The organism is Halomonas sp. LMYGS-3 (genome assembly GCF_059509875.1).
In genome coordinates this window covers 92047-118307 of sequence record NZ_JCAKFQ010000002.1, presented here as the reverse complement: position 1 = coordinate 118307, position 26261 = coordinate 92047, and the positions used below count along the sequence as shown (strand labels likewise).

Sequence of the window (26261 nt, the reverse complement as noted above, 5' to 3'; positions counted from 1 at the left end):
CTGCCGAGGTCTGCCTGCATCTCGATGCTGCGCCACTAGCCCTTGATACGGTACTCGGCCGACCGCGCATGAGCGGTCAGCGACTCGCCCCGAGCCAGCACCGAGGCAACCCTGCCAAGCTCCGAGGCCCCCTGCGACGAGCAGTGAATGATCGAGGAGCGCTTCTGGAAGTCGTAGACCCCCAGCGGTGAGGAGAAGCGCGCCGTGCCTGAGGTGGGCAGGACATGATTGGGCCCGGCGCAGTAGTCCCCCAGCGCCTCGGCGGTATAGCGCCCCATGAAGATGGCACCGGCATGTCGCACCTCGGGCAGCCAGCTTTCCGGATCGGCCACCGACAGCTCCAGGTGCTCCGGGGCGATACGATTGATCAACTCGGCCGCCTCGGCCCGGTCGCGGCACTGGATCAGCGCCCCCCGACCGGCCAGCGACGCGCGCACGATGGCTTCCCGCTCCAGGGTGGGCAGCAAGCGCTCGATGGCTGCCTCGACGGCATCGAGATGCGCGCCGTCCCAGCTCACCAGGATCGCCTGGGCGTCCTCGTCGTGCTCGGCCTGGGAGAACAGGTCCATGGCCAGCCAATCGGGGGCGGTGCCGGCGTCGGAGACCACCAGGATCTCCGAGGGGCCGGCGATCATGTCGATTCCCACCTGGCCGAATACCGCCCGCTTGGCCGTGGCCACATAGATATTGCCGGGCCCGACGATCTTGTCGACCCGTGGCACCGTCTCGGTGCCGTAGGCCAGCGCCGCCACCGCCTGGGCTCCGCCGATGGTGAAGACATGGTCGACGCCGGCCAGGTGGGCCGCCGCCAGCACCAGTTCGTTGAGCACGCCGTCCGGCATCGGCACCACCATCACGATCTCGCGCACCCCGGCCACGTGGGCCGGGATCGCGTTCATCAGCACCGAGGAGGGGTAGGCCGCCTTGCCGCCGGGCACATAGATGCCGGCACGATCCAGCGGGGAAACCTGCTGACCCAGCACGGTGCCGTCGGCCTCGGTGTAGTGCCAGGACTCGGGCTTCTGGCGCTCGTGGTAGAGACGGATGCGCTCGGCAGCGGCGGCCAGGGCCTCGCGCTGCTCGGCGGGCAGCCCATGGAAGGCCTGCTCGAGACGCGCCGGCCCCAGGGTCAGCTCGGCCATGGAGGCGACCGACAGGCGGTCGAAACGGTTGCTGGCCTCGACCAGCGCCGCGTCTCCACGGGCCTTAACGGCGGCAAGGATCTCGTCGACGCGATGCTGCACCCCGGCATCGGAAACGCCCTCCCAGGCCAGCAGGGCGCCCAGGCGGTCGTCGAAGTCGGCGTCACCGGTGGCGAGGCGGGCGATGCCGGAGGCGAGGGTCTTGGTCATGGGTGCGACTCCCGTGGCTATCGGGTTGAGGCGGTACGGCTATCGCGACGCGTGGCCACGGCGTTGCCGAGGCGCTCGATCAACGGCTTGAGCCGGGCGTGCTTCATGGTCATGGCGGCCTTGTTGACCACCAGCCGGGTGCTGATCGGGGCGATCAGTTCGCGCGGGGCCATGCCGTTGGCACGCAGGGTGTTGCCGGTGTCGACGATGTCGACGATCTCGTCGGCCAGGTTCATCAGCGGTGCCAGCTCCATGGCGCCGTAGAGCTTGATCACCTCGGCCTGGATGCCCTGCTCGGCGTAATAGCGGCGGGCGACGTTGACGAACTTGGTGGCCACCCGGCGGCGGGCCCTGGCCGGCTCGGCCCCGGTGGGACCGGCGGTCATCAGCCGGCACCGGGCGATCTCCAGGTCGAGCGGCTCGTAGAGCCCCTCGGCGCCATGCTCGAGCAGCACATCCTTGCCCGCCACGCCGAGGTCGGCGGCCCCCAGTTGCACATAGGTGGGGACGTCGGTGGCGCGCAGGATCACCAGCTTGACGTCGGCCAGGTTGGTATCGAACAACAGCTTGCGGCTGGCGCCCAGGTCCTCGGCCGGCATGATGCCGGCGTCGGCCAGCAGCGGCAGCGTCTCGCCCAGAATGCGGCCCTTGGAGAGGGCCAGGATCAGTTGTTTGCTCATGCTCTCGCCTGTAATGGGAAGCAGCGTCGAGTCACTAGCCGGGAATCCGCCGGATATTGGCGCCCAGCAGCTGCAGCTTCTCTTCGATGCACTCGTAGCCGCGATCGATATGATAGATGCGATCGACCAGGGTCTCGCCGTCGGCCATCATCGCCGCCACCACCAGCGAGGCGGAGGCACGCAGGTCGGTGGCCATCACGGGAGCGCCGGAGAGCCGCTCGACCCCGGTGATCACCGCGGTATTGCCCTCCAGGGCGATCTTCGCCCCCATGCGATTGAGCTCCTGGACGTGCATGAAGCGGTTCTCGAAGATGGTCTCCACCACCCGGCCCGTCCCCTCGGCCACCGCGTTGAGCGCCACGAACTGCGCCTGCATGTCGGTGGGAAAGGCGGGATAGGGGGCGGTGCGGACGTTCACCGCCCGCGGCCGACGCCCGCCCATGTCCGCCTCGATCCAGTCGTCACCGCTGGTGATGGAGGCCCCCGCCTCCTCCAGCTTGGCCAGCACCGCCTCGAGGATATCGGCACGCGTCTTGCGCACCCTGACCCGCCCGCGGGTCACCGCCGCGGCCACCAGGAAGGTGCCGGTCTCGATCCTGTCGGGCATGACGTCGTGGTAACAGCCGTGCAGTCGCTCGACCCCCTCGATGGTGATGGTGTCGCTGCCGTGGCCGCGAATCTTCGCGCCCATGGCGATCAGGCACTCGGCCAGATCCACCACCTCCGGCTCCCGGGCGGCGTTCTCCAGCACCGTGGTGCCCTCGGCCAGGGTTGCCGCCATCAGCAGGTTCTCGGTGCCGGTCACGGTCACGGTGTCGAAGAAGACAGTGGCGCCCTTGAGACGACCATCGACCCGGGCGCGAATATAGCCACCCTCGACGCGGATCTCGGCACCCATCGCCTCCAGGCCGCGGATGTGCAGATCCACCGGCCGCGAGCCGATGGCACAACCGCCGGGCAAGGACACATCGGCGTGCCCGAAGTGGGCCAGCAGCGGTCCCAGCACCAGGATCGAGGCGCGCATCTTCTTGACCAGCTCGTAGGGTGCATCGCAGTGACGCACCTGGGCACCGTCGAGCTGGATGGTCATCTTCTCGCCCATCACCGGCTCGAGGCCGAGGTGGCCGAGCAGCTCCAGGGTGGTGGTGATGTCCTGCAGGTGTGGCAGGTTGCCGATGGTCACCGGCTCGTCGGCCAGCAGGGTGGCGCAGAGGATCGGCAGGGCGGCATTCTTGGCACCGCTGGCCCAGACCTCGCCGTCGGCAGGGCCATTGCCGGTAATGATCAGTTTGTCCATGAAGGCTCGCCTGTCAGGCGCTGGCGTTTTCCGGCGCGTTCTGCCACTGCGCCGGCGTATAGGTCCTGATGCTCACCGCATGCAGCTCACCCGAGGCGATCTCCTCGGAGAGCGCGCCATAGATCAGTTGCTGGCGCTTGACTGGCGACAGGCCGTCGAACACCTCGCCCACGGCTACCACCTGGAAGTTGCAGCCTTCGCCCTGGATGTGGAACTCGCAGTCGTCGATGCGGGCCTCGAGCAGTGCCTTGACCTCACTGGGTTGCATGAACGGGAACTCCTGTGATGCATGAAGATGTGAGGCCACCGGTCGCGGGACGACCGGTGGCAGGGATCGGGAATTCCGACATGGTAAAGAAAAGTGCCGCACTTGGCGATGCCGGTTACGCCCGTCGGGTGGCGACGGCACGAGGCTCAGGCGGCTTCGCCCAGCGGCAACAGACGATCGAGGCCGGCCAGACGGGTCAGGCGGGTCAGCGCAGCCGAGAGCCTCACGACGCGCACCTCTAGGCCGGCGCCGCGCGCGCGACGGGTCCACTCCAGCAGCACGCTGAGCGCCGCACTGCTGACGCCCGCCACCCCACACAGGTCGAAATCGACCCGGGTCCCGGCCGGCTGTTCGGCGAGCCAGTCACTGCCCGTGGCGGCCAGCAGTGCGGCCACATCGAACCCTACCTCGCCACTCACCGCCAGCCCCTCTGGGCCGGCGACCAGGCGAACGCCCGAGCGATCGAGCAGCAGGCTCATGCGCTACCGCCCTCCTCGAGCTCCTCGACAGCGATTTCCGGTGCCCAGCTATCGATCACGGCGTCATAGTCGCGGCCGTGGTCGCGCATGGCCTGATCGAACTGGTTGCGGAAGGTCAGCCCGAGATTGATGCCATTGACGATGACGTTGACCACCTTCCACTGGCCGTCGCTCAGGCGCAACGAATAGCTGACCGGGTAGACGGTCCCGTCGGCGGCCACCACCTCCATGGCCACGCTGGCCTGGTCCTCGTGACGCTGGGGTCGCTGGTCGTTGAGTACCCGCAGTTCCCGATAATCGAAGGTCACCAGCCCCCTGGTGTAGGTGTCGATCAGTGTCTGGCGGAAGGTGCCGACGAAGCGGGAACGCTGCTGGGGACTGGCATTCTGGAAGTAGCGCCCCATGACGCTTGCCCCGATATAGCGAAAGTCGGCGATGTCGTCGAGGCTGTCGTCGACCAGGGCCTTGAGCTCATCGACATTGTCGGCGAAATAGTCGCGGCGCCCCTCGATCTGTCCCATCAGCTCGTCGATGCTGTCGCGGATCACCTGTTCGGGTGCGCGCTCGGGTGCCGCCTGGGCCGACAGGGAAACGAGGGCCAGGCAGAAGCCGAGCACCACCAGGCGAAGGGAAACAGGCAGGAAAGGCATCATTACATCTCCTCGAACGAATGCCGTGAACGACCAGCGCCAGACGCGGCTCAGTCGCTGACCATGTTGGACACGAATTGCTGAATGAGTTCTTCGAGCACCACCGCCGACTGGGTGTCACGAATGGTGTCGCCGTCGGCCAGGGTCTCGGGGTCACCGCCCACCGAGAGCCCCACGTACTGCTCGCCGAGCAGCCCGGAGGTGAGGATCGCCGCCGTGGTGTCCCGCGACAGGCGCCCCTCCAACTGGGCATCGAGCTCGAGGACCACCCGGGCATCGTACCAGTCGGTGTCCAGCTGGATGGCCGCCACCCGCCCCACCGTAACCCCGGCCATGGTGACCCGTGCCCGCGGCTTGAGGCTGCCGATATTGGCGAAATTGGCCTCGAGGCGGAAGGTATCGCTGGGGGCATCGAAAGTGAGGCCGCTGACCCGCAACCCGAGGAACACCAGCCCCAGGATGCCGGCCAGCATGAACAGCCCGACCCCCAGCTCCATCATCTTGCTGCGCTTCATGGTGTTTCTCCGCACATCGACTCTGTACTCCAAACCATCAGGAAAGGCCCCCGAACATGACGGCAGTAAGCACGAAGTCGAGCCCGAGCACCGCCAGCGAGGAGTAGACCACGGTCCGGGTGGTGGCCCGGGAGATGCCCTCTGCGGTGGGCACCAGGTCGTAACCCTGGAAGACCGCGATCCAGGTCACTACCAGGGCGAACACCAGGCTCTTGACCATGCCGTTGCCGATATCGTCGATGAAGTCGACGCTGGCCTGCATGTTGCCCCAGTAGGAGCCCTCGAAGACGCCGAGCCACTCGACGCCGACCAGGTAACCACCGTAGACCCCGACCACGCTGAAGCCGATGGTGAGCAGCGGCAGGGCCACGAAGCCAGCCCACAGCCGCGGTGCCACCACCCGACGCAACGGGTCGACGCCGATCATCTCCATGCTGGTGAGCTGCTCGGTGGCCTTCATCAAGCCGATCTCGGCGGTCAGCGCCGAGCCGGCCCGCCCGGCGAACAGCAGCGCCGCCACCACCGGGGATAGCTCGCGCAGCAGCGATAGCGCCACCATCTGACCGAGCGCCTGCTCGGCACCGAAGTCGACCAGAAGGGTATACCCCTGCAGCGCCAGGACCATGCCGATGAACAGCCCCGACACCAGCACGATGGCCAGCGACAGCACGCCGACGAAATGCATCTGCCGGACCCACAGAACCCACCCCTCCCGGCTGGGCATACCTACCGCCGACTGAGCCATGAAGATGCCGGCCCGGCCCAGCGCCTCCAGCAGCTCGCAGCCGCGACGCCCCAGGTGGACGATACGCCCGATCATCGCGCCACCCCCGGGCTGAGGATGTCGGTGAAGAAGTCCACCGCCGGATAGTGGAAGGGGACCGGCCCATCCGGCTCGCCGTGGACGAACTGACTGACCCGGGGGTCCTGGTCGACGTCGAGCCCCTCCGGGGTGCCATGGGCCATCACCCGGCCGTCGGCGATGACGTAGACGTAGTCGGCGATCGTCAGCGTCTCCTTGATATCATGGGACACGACTACCGACGTCAGCCCCAGGGCTTCATTGAGCCGCTTGGTCAGCTGGACCAGCACGCCCATGGAGATCGGATCCTGGCCGACGAAGGGCTCGTCGTAGAGGATCAGCTCGGGGTCCAGGGCGATGGCCCGGGCCAGCGCCACCCGCCGCGCCATGCCCCCGGAGAGTTCGGACGGCATCAGCTCGCGGGCACCGCGCAGCCCCACCGCCTCGAGCTTCATCAACACCAGGTCGCGAACCATCGATGCCGGCAGGTCGGTGTGGACCCGCAATGGAAAGGCCACGTTCTCGTAGACGCTGAGGTCGGAAAACAGCGCACCGCTCTGGAACAGCATCCCCATGCGTCGACGCATGGCGAACAGCGCCTTGCGCGACTGGCGATGCACATCCTCGCCGTCGATGCGCACGCGGCCGGCATCCGGGTGGAGCTGCCCCCCGATCAGCTTGAGCAGGGTGGTCTTGCCGGTACCGCTGGGTCCCATGATGGCGGTGATCTTGCCGCGATGAATCTCCAGGTCGACACCACGGAAGATCTCCTTCTCGCCTCGTGAGAAGTGCAGCCCCTCCACCACCACGAAGGGAGTGTCGCTCATCGGTTCGTGTCCCTCGGAAAAATTATCGAACATCGTATCCTAACCACCCCGCATCACGCCACCATCGGTGCCCGCGGCTTGCACCGTGCCGACTGAAACCGTTTAATGGGCGCCCTTCCGCCCTGGCCAAGGCCGTATCCGCCATGCTCGTTCCCCTCATCGTCGTGCTGCTCGGTTTCATCGCCCTGCTGTGGAGCGCCGAGCGCTTCGTCGGTGCCGCCGCCGCTACGGCCAGGCGTGCCGGCATGAGCACCCTGCTGGTGGGCATGACCATCGTCGCGCTCGGCACCTCGGCACCGGAGATCGTGGTCTCGGTGATGGCCTCGCTGGATGGCATTCCCGATCTCGCCACCGGCAACGCGCTGGGCTCGAACATCGCCAATATCGGCCTGGTCCTCGGCGTGACCGCCCTGGTGGTGCCCATCCCGGTGCGCTTCTCCATCGTGCGCCGCGAGCTGCCGCTGCTGCTCGGCGCCACCGGCCTGGCCGGCTACTCGCTGGCCAACGGCATCCTCGGCCGCTTCGATGCCCTCTTCCTGGTGCTGCTGCTGGTGTTCAGCCTGTGGTGGCTGGTCCGCGCCGACACCCCCGACGCGGTCAGCGACGCGCCCGGGGAGATTCCCGACATGCGCCTCCCCCGTGCCCTGCTGTGGCTGGTGGTGACCCTGGTGATCATGGGCGTCGGCTCGCGGGCCCTGGTGTGGGGCGCCAGTGAACTGGCGCGCGGCATCGGGGTCAGTGAACTGGTCATCGGACTGACGGTGGTGGCCATCGGCACCAGCCTGCCGGAACTGGCCGCCTGCGTGGCCAGCGCGCTGAAGCGCCACCACGACATCGCCATCGGCAATGTGATCGGCTCCAACCTGTTCAACATGCTCGCCGTGCTCCCGGTGCCGGGCATGCTGGCCCCCGGGCCCATCGACCCGGTGGCCGGCGAACGCGACTACCGGGTCATGCTGGCCCTGACCCTGGCACTGGGCATGCTGCTGCTGTGGCAGCGCCACGGCCGCCTGGGCCGGCTACCCGGCAGCCTGCTGGCGCTGAGCTATGCCGGCTACCTGGTCTGGCTCGGCATCGCCAGCCTCGCCGCCGACGTTCCGGCCCCTTGAACGGGCCTCCACGGACCTTGAGTGAAACGCAGCAACGGGCAACAATCACCGCCATGACGACAGACACCTCACCCACCGGCGGCTCGCCGCTACGCGACAGTGCGCGACGCACCCTGCAGCTGGAACAGCAGGCCATCGCCGCGCTCGTCACTCGCCTCGACGAGGGCTTCGACCGCGCCTGCGAGCTGATTCTCGCCTGCCGCGGCCGGGTCGTGGTAACCGGCATGGGCAAGTCCGGCCACATCGCCGGCAAGATCGCCGCCACCCTGGCCAGCACCGGCACCCCCGCCTTCTTCGTGCATCCCGGGGAGGCCAGCCACGGCGACCTGGGCATGATCACCCCCGGCGACGTGGTGCTGGCGCTCTCCAATTCCGGCGAGACCGCCGAGGTCACCGCCCTGCTGCCGTTGCTCAAGCGCATGGGCACACCGCTGATCAGCATGACCGGACGCCCCGGCTCGACCCTGGCGCGCCATGCCGAGGCCCACCTCGATGCCGGCGTCGAGCGCGAGGCCTGCCCGCTGGACCTGGCGCCCACCTCCTCGACCACCGCGGCGCTGGTCCTGGGCGACGCCCTGGCCGTGGCACTGCTCGAGTCCCGCGGCTTCACCGCCGAGGACTTCGCTCGCTCGCACCCCGGCGGCAGTCTCGGCAAACGCCTGCTGCTGCGGGTCGGCGACCTGATGCACCGCGGCACCCGGCTGCCCTCGGTGCCACTCGGCAGTCCACTGCGCGACGCCCTGCTGGAGATCACCCGCCAGGGACTCGGCTTCACCTGCGTGGTCGACGACGACGGCCGCCTGTCCGGGGTCTACACCGATGGCGACCTGCGTCGCACCCTGGACCGGCACAGCGACCTCTCCGCCCTCAGGGTCGACGACGTCATGACCCGGCCCGGCAAGCGGGTCACCGCCGATATCCTGGCGGCCGAGGCGGTCCGCATCATGGAAGACAACCGCATCACCGCCCTGGCCGTGATCGACGATGACAACCGGCCGATCGGCGCCCTCCACATGCACGACCTGCTCGCCAGCGGCGTGATCTGATGCCTTTCTCACCCAAGGAGTCCTCATGACCCTCGATTCCCCCCTGCTCGATCCCCAGCTGGTGGACCGGCTGCGCCGCGTGCGCCTGCTGGCCCTGGACGTGGATGGCGTCCTCACCGACGGCCGCCTCTACTTCCAGGCCGACGGCATCGAGATCAAGGCCTTCCACACCCACGACGGCCATGGCATCAAGCTGCTCAAGCGTGCCGGACTCGAGGTCGCACTGATCACCGGCCGCGACTCGCCCATGGTCAGCCGTCGCGCCGCCGCGCTGGGCATCAAGCACGTCTATCAGGGGGTCGAGAAGAAACTGCCCATGCTGCGTGAACTCTGCACCCGCCTCGGCCTCGAACTGGACCAGGTCGCCTATTGCGGCGACGACATGCCGGACGTGGGCGCCATCGAGCGCGCCGGTGTCGGCATCAGCGTCCCCGGCGCCCCCTCCTACATCCGCAAGCACGCCGACTGGGTCACCGAGAGTGCCGCCGGCCACGGTGCGGTGCGCGAGATCTGCGATGTCCTGCTCCAGGCCCAGGGGCATTGGGATGCCGTGCTCGACACCTACCTGCACGGAGCCGACTGAGGTCATGGCGCTGCGCCTGCCGCGTCCTTCCTTCCGGGTCTGGCTGTTCCTGCTGCTGCTGGTCCTGGGCGGCGTACTCGCCCTGCTCGACCAGCGCGCCCCCCGCGAGCCCGGACCGGTCCCCCGCCATGAGGCCGGCGAACCGGACTATTACCTCGAGGGGGCCCGCCTGACCCGCTTCGACGCCGAGGGCCGGGCGCACCAGCGCCTGGACACCCCGCGTCTGGTGCACACCCCCCATGACGACATCACCCGCCTGCAGGCCCCGGTGGCGCGACTGATCGACAGCTCGGGGCGCATCTGGTTCGGCTACGGCGAGGTCGGCACCCTGGGCGCCGGCGGCAATCCCCTGACCCTCTCCGGCGACGCCCGCCTGCACGCCCCCGAGGAGCGCTGGCAGCTCGACACCGACATCCTGCACTTCGACGCCGATACCGGCCACGCCTGGAGCGATACCCCCGCGCTGTTGCGTCAACCGCCCCAACGCATGAGCGGCGAACGCTTCGACGCCTGGATCCATGACAATCGCGCCCGCCTGACCGACAATGTTCGCGGTCACCATCCGCCCGAGACGCAAGCTCCCACCGACAAGGATCCCGAGCCATGATGCGACTGCCCTCTGCCTCCCTGCTGGCCCCGGCACTGCTCGGACTGGCATTCACGCTCCTGGCCCTGTCCCCCTCCTCGACACTGGCCCTCGAGGGCGACGCCAGCGCCCCCATCGAAGTGGAAGCGGACCGACTCGATCTCGACGACCGTGCCGGCACCGCCATCTATACCGGCGACGTGGACATCCGCCAGGGCAGCATGCAACTGACCGGCGACCGGGTCGAGATCCGCCGCAACGCGGCAGGCGAGCTCTCCCACGCCATCGCCACCGGCGAGCGCGCCTATATCGAGCAGCGACCCGCCCCGGACGAACCCCTCGTGCGCGGCTGGGGGCGCACCATCGTCTACTACGTCGCCGAGCGACGGGTGGAACTGATCGACCGTGCCGAGCTGCACCAGGGCGGCGACACCTTCGATGGCGGCTACCTGGAGTACTTCCTCGACCGCCGGGTGGTCCAGGCACGCGCCGAGGCCGAGGGTGTCCAGGAGCGCCAGCGCGTACGCATGACCCTGCAGCCCGAGCAACAGTAAGGGACGACATGAAGACACTTCGCGCCAGCCACCTGGCCAAGAGCTACAAGCGCCGCCGCGTGGTCCAGGACATCAGCCTGGCCATCGGCCAGGGCAGCATCGTCGGCCTGCTCGGCCCCAACGGGGCGGGCAAGACCACCTCCTTCTACATGATCGTCGGCCTGGTACGCGCCGATGCCGGCGAGGTCCACATCGACAGCCTCGACCTGTCGAAGGCGGCCATGCATGAGCGGGCGCGAGCCGGGATCGGTTACCTGCCCCAGGAGGCCTCGATCTTTCGCAAGCTCACGGTGGCCGACAACATCATGGCGATCCTCGAGACTCGCCAGGACCTCGACCGTGCCGGCCGCCAGGCACGCCTGGAAGAACTCCTCGCGGACTTTCACGTCACCCATATCCGCGATAATCTCGGCATGAGCCTCTCCGGGGGCGAGCGGCGGCGCGTGGAGATCGCCAGGGCACTGGCCACGGAACCCGCCTTCATCCTGCTCGACGAACCCTTCGCCGGGGTCGACCCCATCTCGGTAGGCGAGATCAAGGGCATCATCCGCCAACTGAGGGCTCGCGATATCGGCGTGCTGATCACCGACCACAACGTGCGCGAGACCCTCGACATCTGCGATACCGCCTACATCGTCGGCGACGGCCAGATAATCGCCGAAGGCAATGCCGAGGCGATCCTGACCAACCAGCGGGTACGGGAAGTGTATCTTGGCGAAGACTTCCGCCTCTGAAGCATCACCGCAACTCTCTGATATAACGATTATTATACTCATACGGCACAAAGTTTGCCGATGGCACGCTTATTGCTAATAAAATGCTTGCAAGACGATCGACGGCGGACTAGGGTGGGAGTTTTCGGCGAATGAGCACACACTTCTCATGGCCATGAAAGCATCCCTGCAACTGCGCGTCGGCACCCAGCTGACCATGACGCCCCAGTTGCAGCAGGCCATTGCCCTGCTGCAGCTCTCCACCCTGGACCTGCGTCAGGAGATCCAGCAGGCCCTGGAGTCGAACCCCATGCTCGAGCTCGACGACGGCTTCGGCGAGCAGGCGACGAGCGAGGCGCCCGATGACGACTGGGCCAGCGAGATCCCCAGCGAGCTCTCCGTCGACAGCGACTGGTCGGATACCTATCAGGACCTGGCCCTTCCTGCCGGTGGCGAAGGCCCGGATTTCGAACGCCAGGCCGAGGGCCAGAGCCTGCGGGGCCACCTCACCTGGCAACTGGCGATGACCGACCTGGACGAACGCCAGCTGCACATCGCCGAGAGCCTGATCGACGCCGTGGACGGCGCCGGCTACCTGGCCCAGCCGCTCGACGAATTGCGGGACGGGCTCCGCAACCAGGGGCTCGAGGGCCTCAAGAGCCGTGAGGTCGAGCAGGTGTTACTGCGCCTGCAGCAGTTCGAGCCGACCGGCGTCTTCGCCCGGGACCTGCGCGAATGCCTGATGCTGCAACTGGCCGCCCTGCCCGACGATACCCCCCTGCTGCCCCAGGCCCGCCGCCTGGTGCGCCAGTTTCTCGAGGCGCTGGCCGCCGACGACCGACGCCTGCTCAAGCGCCGCCTCGGCCTCGACGACGATGCCCTCGACGAGGTGACCGCCCTGATCCGCTCGCTGGATCCGAGGCCGGGCAGTCGCTTTGCGGAGCCCGACAGCGACTACGTCACCCCCGACCTGGTCGCCCGTCACGACAGCCGCGGCTGGCAGGTGGAACTCAATCCCGAAGCCTTGCCGCGACTGCGCATCCAGCCCGACTACGCGGCGCTGATTCGCCGCGCCGACAAGAGCCAGGATAACCAGTTCCTCAAGAATCACCTGCAGGAGGCGCGCTGGCTGATGAAGAGCCTCTCCAGCCGCAACGATACCCTGCTGCGGGTGGGGCGCGAGATCATGGCGCGCCAGCTCGACTTCCTCGAACAGGGCGAGGAGGCGATGAAACCGTTGATCCTGGCCGATATCGCCCAGGCCGTGGAGATGCACGAGTCGACCATCTCGCGGGTCACCACCCAAAAGTTCATCCACACCCCGCGCGGGGTCTTCGAGCTGAAGTATTTCTTCTCCAGCCAGGTCAGCAACGGCGACGGCGACGCCCACTCGAGCACGGCGATCCGCGCACGCCTCCGCAAGCTGATCCAGGAGGAACCACCGCGCAAGCCGCTCTCCGACAGCAAGCTGGTCGCGCTGCTCGAGGAGGCCGGCATCAGCGTTGCGCGACGGACCGTGGCCAAATACCGGGAGGCCATGGGCATTCCCTCTTCCAGCGAACGCAAGCGGTTACGCTGAGCACGCCGGTGCTTGCAAAACATGCATCACCGGCACGCCTTCGGTCGCGCCCGCGACCTGTATCAGGGCTGTCGTGAGGCGTCCGTCACGGGGGGTTTGCACGGCAGGAAAAAGGGTTACAATCGGGGCACCAATACGAAGGACGAAGGAGCGTGTCATGCAAGTCAACATCACCGGCCATCATGTGGAACTGACCGACGCCCTGCGTGACTATGTGAACGAAAAGCTCACGCGCGTGGAGCGTCACTACGACAACATCACCACCGTGCAGGTAACGCTCTCCGTCGAGAAGGCCCGCCAGCAGGCGGCTTGCACCCTGCACGCCGCCGGTGCCGATCTGCACGCCGAGGCCATGGACGGTGACATGTACGCCGCTATCGACGCCCTCGCCGACAAGTTGGACCGCCAACTGGTCAAGCACAAGGAGAAGGTCCAGGCCCGCGCCCAGGGCGCCGGTGCCCGCTGATCCATCATGACACTCGAAGCCATCCTGCCCCCCGAGCGCACCCTCTTCGGTGTGCCGGGGGGAAGCAAGAAGCGGGTACTGGAATTCTTCAGCACCTTCATCGCCCAGAACACCCCGAGCCTCGATAGCCAGGAAGTCTTCGGCCGCCTGATCGGCCGTGAACGCCTGGGCAGTACGGGAATCGGCAACGGTGTCGCCATCCCCCATGCCCGTGATCCACACTGCAAGGCCCCCATCGCCGGCTTCCTCAAGCTCGCCGAGCCAATCGACTTCGACGCCATCGATGGCGAACCGGTGGACCTGATCTTCGTGCTGCTGGTCCCCGAGGAGGCCGACGATGCCCATCTCTCGTTGCTGGCCCAGGTGGCAAGCGTGATGAACGATGCCGAGACCCGTGGCCGACTGCGCAAGAGCGCCAGCCAGCGTGAGCTCCATGAACGGCTCGTCGAGGCGATCCGACGACAGTCCAGCGCCTGACCGCCCGTCACCGGGCCACCCCGGCCAGCTCAATGACCAGGAGACCCGCCATGCAGCTCGTGATCATCAGTGGCCGATCCGGCTCCGGCAAGTCGATCGCACTGCAGGCGCTCGAGGACCTCGGCTACTATGCCATCGACAACCTGCCGGCCATGCTGCTCGGCCCGCTGGTCGACGAACTCAGCAGCGATCACTCGCCCCACACCTCGATCGCGGTGAGCATCGACGCCCGCAACCTGCCCCATGCACTGGAACGCTTCCCCAGCCTGCTGGAGGAGGTCCGCGCACGAGGGATCGACGGCCAGGTGATCTACCTCACCACCGACGCCCGCATCCTGCTCGAGCGCTACTCGGAAACCCGCCGGCGCCACCCGCTGACGCGGGGCAGCGACATGACCCTGGCCGAGGCGATCGATTCCGAGGAGACGGCGCTGGCCGAGATCCGCGACCTCGCCGACCTGGTGATCGACACCTCACGGCTCTCGGTCCACGAGCTGCGGCGGCGCATCAGCGACCAGGTCGCCAACCACCGGGCCGACCAGTTGACCCTGACGGTGGAGTCCTTTGGCTTCAAGCGCGGCGTGCCGCTCGACGCCGACATCGTCTTCGACGCCCGCTGCCTGCCGAATCCCTACTGGGATCCCCGGCTGCGGCCGTACACCGGCCGCGACGCTGCGGTCATCGAGTTCCTCGACGGCTACCCCCTCGTCGGCGAGATGCATGACGACATCCTGGCCTGGGTGGAGCGCTGGCTGCCCGCCTACCAGACCAGCCATCGCAGCTACCTGACCGTGGCCATCGGCTGCACCGGCGGCCAGCACCGTTCGGTCCACCTGGCCGAACGACTGGCCCACCACCTCGCCGGACATTACCCCAGCGTGCGACTGCGCCATCGCGAGCTGGGCATCCACGCTATCCTCCCCCGGCAGTCGGAGCCGCCACGGGCAGAGAACGACGACGAAGGAACCTGAGGCGTGCCGCAACGCAAGCTCACCCTGACCAATCGGCGCGGCCTGCACGCCCGTGCCGCCACCAAGCTGGTCCAGTGCTGCCAACCCTTCCAGGCACGGGTCACCGTGAGTCATGGCGGCCGCGAGGCCGATGCCGCCAACATCATGTCGCTGCTGATGCTGGCCGCCCCCTGCGGTACCGAGCTCACGATCAGTACCGAGGGCGAGGACGCCGAGGCGGTGCTCGACGCCCTCGAGGCACTCTTCGAGGCCCGCTTCGACGAGGACGCCTAGGCGCCGGCGACGGTCATCTCGTCGATCAACCAGCTGCCGGTGTGGATGCTGCCGCGGGTATCGGTGTCGTCACCGACACCGGTCAGTCCCCGGAACATCGCCTCGAGGTTGCTGGCGATGGTGAACTCCTCCACCGGATGGCGGATCTCGCCATCCTCGACCCAGAAGCCGGCGGCACCGCGGGAGTAGTCGCCGGTCACGCCGTTGACGCCCTGCCCCATCAGCTCGGTGACCAGCACGCCGCGCCCCATGCGCTCCAGCAACGCCTCCCGGGACTCCAGGGGGGCGGCGATGCGCAGGTTGCGCGCCCCGCCGGCGTTGCCGGTGGTCTCGAGGCCCAGGCGCCGGGCGCTGTAGGCCGAGAGCATGTAGCTGGCCAGGCGCCCGCGGTCGATGAAGACGTTGTCACGGGTCTGGACGCCGTCATTGTCGAAGGGGCTGCTGGCCATGGCGCCGCGCTCCATGGGCCGCTCGCCGAGACCGAACCACTCGGGAAAGAGCGGGTCGCCCAGGCGATCGCAGAGAAAGGAGGCCTGACGATAGAGGGCGCCGCCGGCGATGGCGCTCATCAGGTGCCCCACCAGTCCGCTCGCCAGGGTCGGGTCGAACAGCACCGGCAAGCGCCCGGTGGCCGGGCGCCGGGCGCCGAGACGACGCAGGGTACGCCGCGCCGCGCTCTCGCCCACCGCCTCGGGTGCCTGCAGGTCGCGGGGGGCGCGAGCACTGGTGTAGTCGTAGTCGCGCTGCATGCCGCCGTCGTCCTCGGCGATCAGCATGCAGGAGAGCGAGTGGCGACTGCCGCGCTGGCTACCGAGGAACCCGTGACTGTTGGCGTAGACCCGCACGCCCTCGCCGCTGGAGAGCGAGGCACCGTCGGAGCTGCGGATCCCCGCCATGCCACGGCCGGCGGCCTCGCAGGCGAGTGCCAGCTCGATGGCCTGCTCGGGGGTCAGGTCCCAGGGGTGGTGGACGTCGAGGTCCGGCAGCTCGCGCGCCATCAGCTCGGCGGCGGCCAGCCCCGCCGCCGGGTCCTCGCCGGTATGGCGGGCGATGGCCAGGGCCTTCTCCACCACCGCGCGGATCGAGGCCTCGCCGGCGTCGCTGGACGAGGCACTGCCTTTTCGCGACCCGACATAGACGGTCACCGCGATGCCCTGGTCGCGGGAGAGCTCGACGGTCTCCACCTCGCCCTCGCGCACGCTGATGCCGATCCCCTGATCGACGCTGGCCCCGACCTCGCAGGCATCGGCCCCCAGTCGCCTGGCCTGCTCGAGCGCCGCCTGGGCCCGGGATTCCAGCAACACCTGCTGGGCGGCGGCATCGAAAGCCTGTGTCATGCGATTCTCCTCGTCGACCGGCCGTACGGCCGGTGGTCAATCATGATGCATTGCCCAGCCCACCGCGGCGGGCTGATATACTGTGGCCATCCCAGCCTCTAACCGATGGAAGCGGCATGACCCAGGAATCCTCTCGTGAACTGCTTGCCCGGATCACCCAGTCGGACGACGAACCGCCCAGCAAGTCCCAGCTCAAGCGTGAGATGCACGCCCTGCAAACCCTGGGCGAGCGGATCATCGCCATGAGCGAGGCCGAGCGCGCCCGCTTCCCCCTCTCCGACGACCTCCTCGCCGCGGTGGAGGAGACCTCGCGGATCCGCTCCCACGAGGGGCGCCGCCGGCACATGCAGTACGTCGGCAAGCTGATGCGGCGCGAGGACCTCGACGCCATCCAGGCGGTGTACGACGAGATCGAGCAGGAGAAGCTCCGGCGCGACCACGCCTTCCACCGCCTCGAGGCCTGGCGCGACCGCCTGCTCGAGGAGGGCGACGACGCCGTGGAGGCCTTCATCGCCGACTATCCCACCGTCGACCGCCAGGCGCTCCGCCAGTTGATCCGCAACGCCAGCCGCGAGCGTGAACGGGGCAAGCCCCCGGCCAGCGCCCGCAAGCTGTTCAAGCTGGTCCGCGATACGGCGGGGCTGTAGGCCTGGCACCTGCCCGAGCGCATGGCTCTTGTGCCCCTACGCTGGCCATGTTGACGGCATGGCCCCTATGGGGTCAGACCCCAGCCAAGTCGCCATGCCTGTCATCGTGCACCTTTCCCGTCGTACCGGCGCCCGCCGGGGTCTGACCCCATAGGGACCGCCGACGTCGGCGGCCCTACTACAGCGCCTTACGACTGGGTCCCTCCGACGGTCAGCTCGTCCAGCTTCAGCGTCGGCTGGCCCACGCCCACCGGCACGCCCTGCCCCTCCTTGCCGCAGACCCCGATCCCGGTGTCCAGTTCCAGGTCGTGGCCGATCATCGATACCCGGCCCATGGCCTCGGGGCCATTGCCGATCAGGGTCGCCCCCTTCACCGGGGCGGTGATGCGCCCATCCTCGATCAGGTAGGCCTCGCTGGCCGAGAAGACGAACTTGCCCGAGGTGATGTCGACCTGGCCGCCGCCGAAGCTCACCGCGTAGAGCCCACGCTTGACGCTGCGCAGAATCTCCTCCGGGTCGTCCTGCCCGGCCAGCATGTAGGTGTTGGTCATGCGCGGCATCGGCAGGTGGGCGAAGGATTCGCGCCGGGCATTGCCGGTCGGCGCCATGCCCATCAGCCGGGCGTTGAGCTTGTCCTGCATGTAGCCGGTGAGGACGCCGTCCTCGATCAGGGGGGTGTACTGCCCCGGGGTGCCCTCGTCGTCGACGCTCATCGAACCGCGACGGTCGGCCAGGGTGGCGTCGTCGACCACGGTCACGCCCGGCGAGGCGACCCGCTGCCCCATGCGTCCGGCGAAGGCGGAGCTGCCCTTGCGGTTGAAGTCGCCCTCCAGGCCGTGGCCCACCGCCTCGTGGAGCAGGATGCCCGGCCAGCCGGGGCCCAGCACCACCGGCAGCTGGCCGGCCGGGGCATCGACCGCCTCCAGGTTGACCAGTGCCTGGCGCACCGCCTCCTTGGCGAAACGTTCGGCGACGCCCTCGTCGCGCAGCCGCGCCATGGAGTAGCGACCGCCACCGCCGGCGCTGCCGCGCTCGCGGCGGCCGTTCCTGACCGCGATGACGCTGACATTGAAGCGCACCAGGGGGCGGATGTCCGCCGCCAGGGTGCCGTCGCTGGCCCGCACCAGCACCACCTCGTGCACCCCGGTGAGCGAGGCACTGACCTGGGACACCGCGGGGTCGGCCGCACGAGCGATCCGATCGGCCTGCTTGAGCATGGCGATCTTCTCCTCGGCGGTGAGCCCGGAGAGCGGGTCCACCCCGCCGTAGCGACCCTCACTGGCCACCACCACCCGGGGGGCGGCCTCGAGGCGGCTGCCACGGCGTACGATGCCCGATGCGGTGCGCCCGGTCTCGGCCAGGGCCTCGCGGGTGATCTGGTTGGAATAGGCAAAGCCGGTCTTCTCGCCGGCCATGGAGCGCACGCCGACACCACCGTCGATGTTGTAGCTGGCCTCCTTGACCTCGCCGTCCTCGAGCACCCACCCCTCGTGCCAGCTGCGCTGGAAGTAGAGGTCGGCGTAGTCGATGCCCGGGCCCAGGGCATGCCCCAGGCCCGCATCCAGGGCACCGAGATCGAGCCCGCCCGGGGCGAGCAGGATCTCGGCAGCATCTTCGAGCAGGGAGTGATGGCGTGATGTCATTCGGCACTTTCCACGGATATCTGGGGCGAGGTCCAGGGACCCCGCACACGGTAATGAATTCGCGTCACCCGGTCGATGGCGTCGCCGAACAGGCGATCGGCGATGAACAGGGCACCGCCGATCACCGGCGCGCCGGCGATCACGGCGGCCAGTGGCAGATTGCGGCTTACCGGCACTGTGACGCCCAGGCGCTGGTCGAGTTCCCGCCGCGCCAGGTCGACACGGCCGTCCAGGGTGAAGAAGGTGGCCGGCCCATCGACCTCCACCGGCCCACGAGTCTCCAGAATGCCACCATACAGGGTCGCGGCGCCGGTGACACTGTCGAAGGCGGTGCCCTGGCCGGTGACATCGGAGAAATCGAGCCGCAGGCGACGCACCAGGTTGTCGACGTTGAGCAGTCCCACCAGGCGTGCCGACGGCGACTCGATATTGACGAAGCGTCCGTCGCGCAGCAGCACCTCGACGCTGCCGCGGGAGCGCTCCAGGGCGAACTGCCAGGGCGCACCGGGCCAGGCGAGCTGGCTGGTGACCCGGGTCTCGCGATTGCGGATCGACACCGGTTGACCGAGCCGCTCCAGCGCGGTGCCGAGGTCGCGGCCGTCCAGGCTGAGCCGCGCCCGGCTCAGGCTGTCGGCGGGGCCGGCGGCCTCCCAGACCAGCTCGCCCCGGGCCGAGACCTCGCCCAGGGTCAGCCCCAGCGGCGCGATGGTCAAGCGCTCGGAGGTCGCCCGCCAGCGGGCCGTGAGTGGGCCGAAGCGCCGCCCCTGGTACTCGATGTCGGCGACACGCAGGCGGCCGTCGGGCAGCCGCGCGACCCAGTCCGGCAAGGGGGCCGGCTCCGGTGGCGTGGCGATCTCGTCCATCAGCGAGCCACCGACACCGGCCCGATGAAACAGGCCGTCCAGGCTCAGGCGCATCAGTGCGATGTCCAGGGGCTCGGCGAGCTGAGGCCGATAATCGAGCTGTCCCTCGACCAGACTGCCATCCAGCGCCATCCGCCAGCCACTGCCGAGCAGAGGGCGACCGTCAAGGTAGAGCGACCCCAGGCAGCGCCCCTCGTGCTCCAGGCAACTGGTCTCGAGCCCGACGGCCCCCAGCCCCCCGACGAGCCCCCCGTCCATCCCGGCGGTCCGCCCGGCCGCCCCGTCGACGCCCAGCGCCGAGAGCGCCTCGCCCCAGGCGGCCAGATCGAGGCGCGGCTGATAGGCCTCCACCCACCAGCCCTCGCCCCCCGGCCAGGGCGTGACCGGCGGCCGACCCAGCCAGACCTGGCCCTGGCCGATCTCCGACCCGGCGAGCTCCCGCCAGCGCAGGGCCAAGTGATCCCCCAGCCGGCCCTCGAACCGGCCGGCAGTCAGATCCACATCGAGCCGCAGCGGCTCGCGCCGTGCGGGCAGCTTGCCCAGCGGCGCCGGCAGGGCGATGCCCAACCCCTCGAGCGAGCTCGAGAGGCTGAGGGAACTGGCCTGTTCGCCGACCGCCAGACGGCCCTGCCAGGGGAACTGCCCCTCGAGCAGGTCATCGAGCGCTGCCACGCCGGCCCATTGAGCCAGGCCACCGGCCGTGGCGGTCCCGGCCAGATCGAGACCGCCGGCCAGGGTGTCGATCTCGGCACGCACCGGCCCACCGAGCAACCGGCCCTCCATGCGGCCTTCGAGCCCGCCTTCCTCGCCGCGCTGGCGCCAGGCCAGAGGCCCCTTGAGGTTACCGAAGACCAGCTCCAGTGGGCGATACACCAGCCGGTCGAACGCAACCTCGGTGTCGATATCCAGCGCCAGTGCCGCCGGCTCGCCCAGCGGCAGTGCCAACGCCAGCCGCCCCGCGGTGCCGCCCTCTCCCTGCCACGCCTCCACCGCCTCGATGCCCTCCACCGGCATCGCCAGCAGGTAGCGGCGCAGCGCCTCGGCCGAGGCCTCGAGCTCACCGCTCACCTCGAGATGTTCGTCGACCAGCGAGACGCGGCCGTCGCGGGCCTCGACCCCGAGGCTCTCGGCCCGGTCCACGGTCGCCTCGAGCGTGGTGTCCTGCAGGCGCAGACGCCCCTCGAGTGCTTCCAGGGCCGGCCAGTCCGGCGCGAAGGGCAACCGCCCCTCCTCGATGGCGAGTGTCAGGCCGAAGGAGGGGGCGACCCGGGCCGCACCGCCAGCCAAGGGAACATGCAGGCGCAGCGAGCCCTCGGGCACGCGGCCGGCCACACCGCCCCCCAGCCACTCGAGGAGCTCGTCACCCATGATCTCCACCGGCAACCAATCGAGCAGCGGCGTATCGATGGCGTCCGCGTCCCGGAAGCCGAGCGTCAGCCCGAAGCCCCCCCGTTGTCCGCCTCCCACCGAGAGGCCGAAACCGCCCTCGACCTCGGCACCGTTCCAGCCCGCCCTGAGGTCACGGCCGCTGACGAAGCTGCGCGGCCCGTCGTAGGACCAGCGTACCTCGCCGCTGGCATGGGAAAGGGTCATGGGGGCGGCAAAGACCTCGGGAAAGTACAGCTCGACGCCGTCACCGCCGACGAAGCTCACCCGCCCGTTCAGGTCCCGGGCCTCGACCCACATGTCGAACGGCCCCCCACCGGGGGCCTGCTCCCAGGGTGAGGCCGCCACGTCGTGCAGCCCCGCCCGAGCCAGCCAGTGGCCGTTGTGGCGCCCCAGCCCCAGCCCGGTCACCCGGCCGCGGGGATCCAGAGTCGCCACCACCCGCGACAGCGCTTCCGGCAGCGGCAGGCGATCGTGCCAGGCGGCCATCGCGCCCAGCTCGAACTCGCTGGTAGTGAGCCACCAGCCGTCGTCCCGGTGACGCAGGTACCAGTGGGTCGGCAGGGCCGGCCCCTCCGCCTCGGCCAGCGCCTCGGGGGCATCCCAGTCGGCGCTGCCGGCATCCCCTTCGAGCCAGGCCTCCCAGCCGTCGTCGCGTCGCAACCACTGGCCGCGCGCCTTCACCGCTTCGAGCACGATGGTACGCAGCTCACCGCCGCTGTCGTCGTGACTCATAGCCAGCAGCGGCACGTCCAGGTCGGCCCGCACATCGACCAGTCGGCCACGGTGCCAGCGTCCCCACAACCGGGCATCGCCGCTGACCGTCTCGAGGCGCAGGGGGTCGTTGCGCCCCAGCACCTCGGCCAGTCCCAGAAGACTGTCGAGCTGCATGTCGGCCTGCAGGGCGGCGCTGAAGTCGCGCAGCCCCGAGGGGCCGGGAAAGATCTCCAATGCCGCCTGCATGGCGAACTGCTCCCCGCCCCGCTCCTGGTCCTCGACGCGCACCTCGCCCTCCAGGTGGGCGTGGCGGGCGTCCCCGGTCATCAGCAGGCGTGGCGCATACAGCACCTCGCGCTTCTCCTGGCCATGCAACACCAGGCGCAGCTCCTCGACCCAGGCGCGCTGACGCAGCAGCAGCCCGACCCAGAAGTCGAGGCGATCCAGGTCGAACTCGATGTCGGGCCTGAGTTCGGGGGGGAGTCGAGCCGGGTCCGGCCAGTGCCAACGCCGCTGGTCGTCCTGATAGAGATGCAGCGTCACCCCCTGCAGGCGGGCATCCCCCACCACGGGGGCGCCCTCGCGCAGGCTGGCCAGGGTATCCAGCCATAGCCGACCGCCCTGGATCTCGATCAGCGGAGTGTGGCCGAGCCCCTCTCGCGAACGCACCGTCACGTCGGCGAGTTCCAGCACCGGGTCGAGCCGCGCCAGGCGGGCGTCGAGTTCACGGATCTGCACCACGGCACCGAAGCGTGCCGAGAGCAGCGCCTCGAGCCGCGGCGTAGCGACCTCGGCCAGGCCGAGCGCCAGCCGCAGCAGGACCAGCAGCAGGGCCAGCAGCGCCAGCAGCACCGCCGCCAGCGTCAGCCCCCAGCGCGACAGCAGGCGAATCCGAGGCATGGGTTTACATCAGCACGATGTCGTACTGCTCCTGGGAGTAGTGGATTTCGACCTGGAAGCGAATGGTCTTGCCGATGAAGGCCTCCAGGTCGGCCACCGCCGCCGACTCCTCGTCGAGCAGCCGATCGACCACCGACTGCGACGCCAGGACCATGTAGGTCTCGGGGCCGTAGGCACGCTCCTCGCGCAGGATCTCGCGGAAGATCTCGTAGCAGACGGTCTCCGGGGTCTTGAGGGTGCCGCGCCCGTGGCAGGTGGCACAGGGTTCGCAAAGCGTCTGCTCGAGGCTTTCCCGGGTTCGCTTGCGGGTCAGCTGGACCAGGCCCAGTTCGGTCACCCCGGTGCACTTGGTCTTGGCGTGATCCCGCTCCAGCGCCTTCTCCAACACCCGGAGCACCTGGCGCTGGTGCTCCGGGTCCTCCATGTCGATGAAGTCGATGATGATGATGCCGCCGAGGTTGCGCAACCGCAGTTGGCGGGCGATGGCGGTGGCCGCCTCGAGGTTGGTCTTGAAGATGGTCTCCTCGAGGTTGCGGTGCCCCACATAGCCGCCGGTATTGACGTCGATGGTGGTCATCGCCTCGGTGGGATCGATGACCAGGTACCCCCCCGACTTCAGCTGCACCTTGCGCCCCAGCGCCTTCTGGATCTCGTCCTCGACGCTGTAGAGGTCGAAGATCGGGCGCTCGCCGGCATAGTGCTCGATGCGTCCCACCGAATCGGGCATGAACTCCTCGGCGAACTCGACCAGCTTGACGTAGTTCTCCCGGGAGTCGATGCGCACCTTCTCGATCTCGTCGCGCATCACGTCGCGCAGGGTCCGCATGAACAGCGGCAGGTCGTCGTAGATCACGCTGGGGGCCGGGGCGGTGACCTTGCGCTCGCTCACCTTGCGCCACAGGCGCAGAAGGAAATGCATGTCGCTGGCGAGCTCTTCGTCCCCCACCCCCTCGGCGGCGGTACGCACGATGAAGCCGCCACTGATCTCCAGCTGCTGCCCGGTCTGCGCCGCCTCGAGCAGGCCACGCAACCGCTCGCGCTCGCGCTCGTCCTCGATGCGCTGGGACACGCCGTGGTGGGGCGAGTCGGGCATGTAGACCAGGTAGCGGGAGGGCACCGAGAGGTGGGTGGTCAAGCGGGCCCCCTTGGAACCGATCGGATCCTTGGTCACCTGCACCACCAGCGCCTGTCCCTCGTGGAGCAGCTGGCCGATGGCGACCTGCTCCTCGGCGGGGGTACCCGGCGGCATCACCTCGTGGGCGTGGATGAAGGCGGCGCGGTCGAGGCCGATGTCGACGAAGGCCGCCTGCATGCCTGGCAACACGCGCACCACCCGGCCCTTGTAGATGTTGCCGACGATCCCTCGTCGCCGCGAGCGCTCGATGAAGGCCTCCTGCAGTACGCCGTTCTCCACCACGGCTACTCGGGTTTCCATCGGCGTCAGGTTGATGAGTACTTCACCGCTCATGCGGAAATCCTTGTCCAGAGGTCTTTGAGAACATTATGACATAGCCCCGTCCTTGAAAGCCCCGCTCCAGATCGGTACGCCTTGACGCACCAGCAGCGCGGCGGTCTCGAACAGCGGCAGCCCCACCACTGCCGAATGGCTCCCCTCGATGCGTTCGACGAACACCGCGGCGAGCCCTTGGATGGCATAGCCGCCGGCCTTGTCGGCGGGTTCCCCGGTGGCCCAGTAGGCCTCGATCTCGGCATCGCCGATCTCGCGCATGACGACCCGGGTCGAGACACATGCCTCGAGCAGGCCCACCGGCCCGCTCACCGCCACGGCGGTGAGCACCTCGTGGTCACGCCCCGACAGCGAACGCAGCATGGCGGCGGCATGCCCGCGATCGCGCGGCTTGCCCAGGATCTCGCCGTCGCGCACCACGGCGGTATCGGACCCCAGGGCCGGTAGCGGCGAGCGACGCGCCCCGGCCAGCGCCTTGGCCCGCGCCAGGCGGGCCACGTAATCGACGGCCGCCTCTCGGGGCAGCGGCGTCTCGTCGACATCCACCGGGCACACCTCGACCCGCACCCCGATCGAGGCGAGCAGCTCGCGGCGACGGGGCGAGGCCGAGGCGAGGCAGAGATGGGAGGTCATCATGCGCTGGTTCACCCCCTCGCCAGCCGGCGGCCCAGCGCTTCGAACAGCGTGGTCAGCCAGGGCCAGAGCACCGCTCCGATCAGCGAAGGGAGCAGGAACGACAGATGAATGGAGAAGGGCCCCAGCAAGGTACGCAGCCACTGTTCGGCGAGCTGAACGGTGCCGAGCAGCACGAAGATCAGCACCGCCTGCTGCACCAGCGAATAGGCCCGGAAACGCGGGAAGACCAGCGCGCAGAGAAAGGCCAGCAACGAGAGAATCAGGGCGTTCTGCCCCAGCACCGCTCCCTCGATCAGGTCGAGCAGGATGCCCAGCGTGAAGCCGTGAAGTACGCCCACCCGCAGCGGTGCCTTCATGCACCAGTAGATCAGCATCAGGCCCAGCCAGTCGGGACGCCAGATCTGCCAGCCATCGGCCAGCGGCATCACCTGCAGGCAGAGGGCCAGCAGCAGGGTCAGCCAGATCCAGATCATGCCGGCAGAAGACGACGTGGGCATCAGGGCTCCTCCTCGCCATTGTCTATCCCCACCAGCCTGCGGGCCGCTGCCCGCGCCTCCGCGGAGAGCTCCAGCTCCCAGCCCTCCTCTTCCGGTATCGGCGGCGGGGGCGGCGGGAAGAGCAGCAGGAAGTGGCGCGAGCGCTGCAGCTGGGCCACCGGAGTGGCGGTGACCCGAGCGAAGGGCTGGCCGGGATCGTGGACCACCTCGGCGACACGGGCCACCGGATAGCCGGCAGGAAAACGGCCGGCCAGCCCCGAGGTGACCAGCAGGTCGCCCTCGCGGATATCGGCGGTATCGGGCACGTGCAGCACGTTCAGGCCGTTGTAGTTACCGGAGCCCTGGACGATGAAGCGCAGGCCATTGCGATTGACCTGCACCGGTAGGGCATGACTGGCGTCGGCCAGCAGCAGCACGCGACTGGAGTAGGCCGAGACCGCGGTGACCTGGCCGACCAGCCCCGAGGCGTCCATCACCGGCTGCCCCACATAGACGCCGTTGCGGCGCCCACGGTCGATCACCATCTGGTGGGAGAAGGGATCGGCGTCCAGCGACAGCAGTTCGGCGGTGATGAAGGGCACGTCGTTGCGGCTGGCTGCCGACAGCAACTCACGCAGACGCACGTTCTCGGCGGTGAGGCTGGCCATGCGCTGCACCCGGTGCGACAGGGTCAGGATCTGCTCGCGCAACCGACGGTTCTCCTCCACCAGTGCCCGCTGGTCGGAGAGCGCCAGCGAGCCCCAGTTGAGGACGTCGCTGGGCAGACTGACCACCCACTGAATGGGAGCCACCAGGGTGGAGAGTTGGGCGCGGACGTCTTCCATGCGTGTGAAGTGCGTGTCGACGAACATCAGCGCGGACGCCGCCAGCGCGCACAGCAGCATGCGATAGACGGGCAGCGGTCCGTGCGAGAACAGCGGTTTAATAATCGATTCCCCCG

The 26261-nt window shown here is 68.7% G+C and carries 28 protein-coding genes; 12 read left to right on the top strand and 16 right to left on the bottom strand.

The genetic code is table 11. The annotated features are described in order from the left end of the window. Positions 1 to 35: 35 nt before the first annotated feature. The 9 genes from hisD to AC5W54_RS02725 all read right to left on the bottom strand — a co-directional run bounded on the left by hisD (position 36) and on the right by AC5W54_RS02725 (position 6870). Entirely contained in the window at positions 36 to 1352 is a 1317-nt protein-coding gene (gene hisD, locus AC5W54_RS02765) for a histidinol dehydrogenase (protein ID WP_495960536.1), read from the bottom strand. Between the two features lie 17 nt (positions 1353 to 1369). Beyond that, positions 1370 to 2032, bottom strand: coding sequence for an ATP phosphoribosyltransferase (hisG, locus tag AC5W54_RS02760; protein WP_495960535.1), 663 nt, complete (start codon positions 2030 to 2032; stop codon positions 1370 to 1372). A 34-nt stretch (positions 2033 to 2066) separates the two neighbouring features. Continuing rightward, positions 2067 to 3329 (bottom strand): UDP-N-acetylglucosamine 1-carboxyvinyltransferase, encoded by a 1263-nt coding sequence (gene murA / locus AC5W54_RS02755; RefSeq protein WP_495960534.1) that lies wholly within the window; start codon positions 3327 to 3329, stop codon positions 2067 to 2069. Between the two features lie 13 nt (positions 3330 to 3342). Then, a complete protein-coding gene (locus AC5W54_RS02750; protein ID WP_495960533.1) occupies positions 3343 to 3597 on the bottom strand; it encodes a BolA family protein in 255 nt (84 codons plus the stop codon). 146 nt (positions 3598 to 3743) lie between these two features. Continuing rightward, positions 3744 to 4076 (bottom strand): STAS domain-containing protein, encoded by a 333-nt coding sequence (locus tag AC5W54_RS02745; RefSeq protein WP_495960532.1) that lies wholly within the window; start codon positions 4074 to 4076, stop codon positions 3744 to 3746. After that, on the bottom strand, positions 4073 to 4726 hold the full coding sequence (locus AC5W54_RS02740) for an MlaC/ttg2D family ABC transporter substrate-binding protein (RefSeq protein ID WP_495960693.1): 654 nt from the start codon (positions 4724 to 4726) through the stop codon (positions 4073 to 4075). Before AC5W54_RS02740 ends, AC5W54_RS02745 begins: the two co-directional genes overlap by 4 nt. Before the next feature lie 50 nt (positions 4727 to 4776). Then, positions 4777 to 5241 carry an outer membrane lipid asymmetry maintenance protein MlaD gene (mlaD, locus tag AC5W54_RS02735; RefSeq protein ID WP_495960531.1) on the bottom strand — a complete coding sequence of 155 codons (465 nt, stop codon included), beginning with the start codon at positions 5239 to 5241 and terminating at the stop codon, positions 4777 to 4779. A gap of 37 nt (positions 5242 to 5278) precedes the next feature. Next, positions 5279 to 6061: a lipid asymmetry maintenance ABC transporter permease subunit MlaE gene (gene mlaE, locus AC5W54_RS02730; RefSeq protein WP_495960530.1), complete on the bottom strand. Its 783-nt coding sequence runs from the start codon at positions 6059 to 6061 to the stop codon at positions 5279 to 5281. After that, positions 6058 to 6870 (bottom strand): ABC transporter ATP-binding protein, encoded by an 813-nt coding sequence (locus tag AC5W54_RS02725; protein WP_495960529.1) that lies wholly within the window; start codon positions 6868 to 6870, stop codon positions 6058 to 6060. The genes mlaE and AC5W54_RS02725 overlap by 4 nt, the downstream gene beginning before the upstream one ends. A 143-nt stretch (positions 6871 to 7013) precedes the next feature. Here AC5W54_RS02725 and AC5W54_RS02720 point away from each other — a divergent pair, with 143 nt between their 5' ends. From AC5W54_RS02720 to AC5W54_RS02670, 11 genes are all read left to right on the top strand, one after another. Next, on the top strand, positions 7014 to 7979 hold the full coding sequence (locus AC5W54_RS02720) for a calcium/sodium antiporter (protein WP_495960528.1): 966 nt from the start codon (positions 7014 to 7016) through the stop codon (positions 7977 to 7979). A 53-nt stretch (positions 7980 to 8032) separates the two neighbouring features. Beyond that, a complete protein-coding gene (locus AC5W54_RS02715; protein ID WP_495960527.1) occupies positions 8033 to 9025 on the top strand; it encodes a KpsF/GutQ family sugar-phosphate isomerase in 993 nt (330 codons plus the stop codon). Positions 9026 to 9050: 25 nt separating this feature from the next. Continuing rightward, positions 9051 to 9608 (top strand): KdsC family phosphatase, encoded by a 558-nt coding sequence (locus AC5W54_RS02710; RefSeq protein WP_495960526.1) that lies wholly within the window; start codon positions 9051 to 9053, stop codon positions 9606 to 9608. Positions 9609 to 9612: 4 nt separating this feature from the next. Then, a complete protein-coding gene (gene lptC / locus AC5W54_RS02705; protein ID WP_495960525.1) occupies positions 9613 to 10215 on the top strand; it encodes an LPS export ABC transporter periplasmic protein LptC in 603 nt (200 codons plus the stop codon). Next, a complete protein-coding gene (lptA, locus tag AC5W54_RS02700) occupies positions 10212 to 10748 on the top strand; it encodes a lipopolysaccharide transport periplasmic protein LptA (protein ID WP_495960524.1) in 537 nt (178 codons plus the stop codon). The genes lptC and lptA overlap by 4 nt, the downstream gene beginning before the upstream one ends. A gap of 8 nt (positions 10749 to 10756) precedes the next feature. After that, positions 10757 to 11482: an LPS export ABC transporter ATP-binding protein gene (gene lptB, locus AC5W54_RS02695; RefSeq protein ID WP_495960523.1), complete on the top strand. Its 726-nt coding sequence runs from the start codon at positions 10757 to 10759 to the stop codon at positions 11480 to 11482. A gap of 148 nt (positions 11483 to 11630) precedes the next feature. Continuing rightward, positions 11631 to 13040, top strand: a complete 1410-nt coding sequence (locus AC5W54_RS02690; RefSeq protein WP_495960522.1) for an RNA polymerase factor sigma-54 — start codon at positions 11631 to 11633, stop codon at positions 13038 to 13040. Between the two features lie 157 nt (positions 13041 to 13197). Further along, the gene (hpf, locus tag AC5W54_RS02685) at positions 13198 to 13506 is read left to right on the top strand and encodes a ribosome hibernation-promoting factor, HPF/YfiA family (protein ID WP_495960521.1); all 309 of its coding nucleotides are present in this window, start codon (positions 13198 to 13200) and stop codon (positions 13504 to 13506) included. Between the two features lie 6 nt (positions 13507 to 13512). Then, on the top strand, positions 13513 to 13983 hold the full coding sequence (ptsN, locus tag AC5W54_RS02680) for a PTS IIA-like nitrogen regulatory protein PtsN (RefSeq protein WP_495960520.1): 471 nt from the start codon (positions 13513 to 13515) through the stop codon (positions 13981 to 13983). Positions 13984 to 14033: 50 nt separating this feature from the next. Continuing rightward, on the top strand, positions 14034 to 14954 hold the full coding sequence (gene rapZ, locus AC5W54_RS02675; RefSeq protein ID WP_495960519.1) for an RNase adapter RapZ: 921 nt from the start codon (positions 14034 to 14036) through the stop codon (positions 14952 to 14954). 3 nt (positions 14955 to 14957) lie between these two features. Continuing rightward, positions 14958 to 15227, top strand: coding sequence for an HPr family phosphocarrier protein (locus AC5W54_RS02670; protein WP_495960518.1), 270 nt, complete (start codon positions 14958 to 14960; stop codon positions 15225 to 15227). Here the strand turns inward: AC5W54_RS02670 and pmbA are convergent. Continuing rightward, entirely contained in the window at positions 15224 to 16564 is a 1341-nt protein-coding gene (pmbA, locus tag AC5W54_RS02665; RefSeq protein WP_495960517.1) for a metalloprotease PmbA, read from the bottom strand. The two genes, AC5W54_RS02670 and pmbA, sit on opposite strands and share 4 nt — an antisense overlap. A gap of 116 nt (positions 16565 to 16680) precedes the next feature. Here pmbA and yjgA point away from each other — a divergent pair, with 116 nt between their 5' ends. Continuing rightward, a complete protein-coding gene (gene yjgA / locus AC5W54_RS02660; protein ID WP_495960516.1) occupies positions 16681 to 17211 on the top strand; it encodes a ribosome biogenesis factor YjgA in 531 nt (176 codons plus the stop codon). Between the two features lie 188 nt (positions 17212 to 17399). On the opposite strand, the gene tldD is transcribed toward yjgA, so the two are convergent. The 6 genes from tldD to mreC are packed head-to-tail and all read right to left on the bottom strand — an operon-like array spanning position 17400 to position 26205. Beyond that, the gene (gene tldD, locus AC5W54_RS02655; protein ID WP_495960515.1) at positions 17400 to 18854 is read right to left on the bottom strand and encodes a metalloprotease TldD; all 1455 of its coding nucleotides are present in this window, start codon (positions 18852 to 18854) and stop codon (positions 17400 to 17402) included. Continuing rightward, complete coding sequence (locus AC5W54_RS02650) at positions 18851 to 22720, bottom strand: YhdP family protein (protein ID WP_495960514.1); 3870 nt, start codon at positions 22718 to 22720, stop codon at positions 18851 to 18853. Before AC5W54_RS02650 ends, tldD begins: the two co-directional genes overlap by 4 nt. Positions 22721 to 22724: 4 nt before the next feature. Next, positions 22725 to 24188, bottom strand: coding sequence for a ribonuclease G (gene rng / locus AC5W54_RS02645; protein WP_495960513.1), 1464 nt, complete (start codon positions 24186 to 24188; stop codon positions 22725 to 22727). A 33-nt stretch (positions 24189 to 24221) separates the two neighbouring features. Then, positions 24222 to 24824, bottom strand: a complete 603-nt coding sequence (locus tag AC5W54_RS02640; protein ID WP_495960512.1) for a Maf family protein — start codon at positions 24822 to 24824, stop codon at positions 24222 to 24224. Between the two features lie 8 nt (positions 24825 to 24832). Beyond that, complete coding sequence (mreD, locus tag AC5W54_RS02635; protein ID WP_495960511.1) at positions 24833 to 25321, bottom strand: rod shape-determining protein MreD; 489 nt, start codon at positions 25319 to 25321, stop codon at positions 24833 to 24835. Beyond that, positions 25321 to 26205 carry a rod shape-determining protein MreC gene (gene mreC / locus AC5W54_RS02630; protein WP_495960510.1) on the bottom strand — a complete coding sequence of 295 codons (885 nt, stop codon included), beginning with the start codon at positions 26203 to 26205 and terminating at the stop codon, positions 25321 to 25323. The genes mreD and mreC overlap by 1 nt, the downstream gene beginning before the upstream one ends. Positions 26206 to 26261 lie beyond the last annotated feature (56 nt).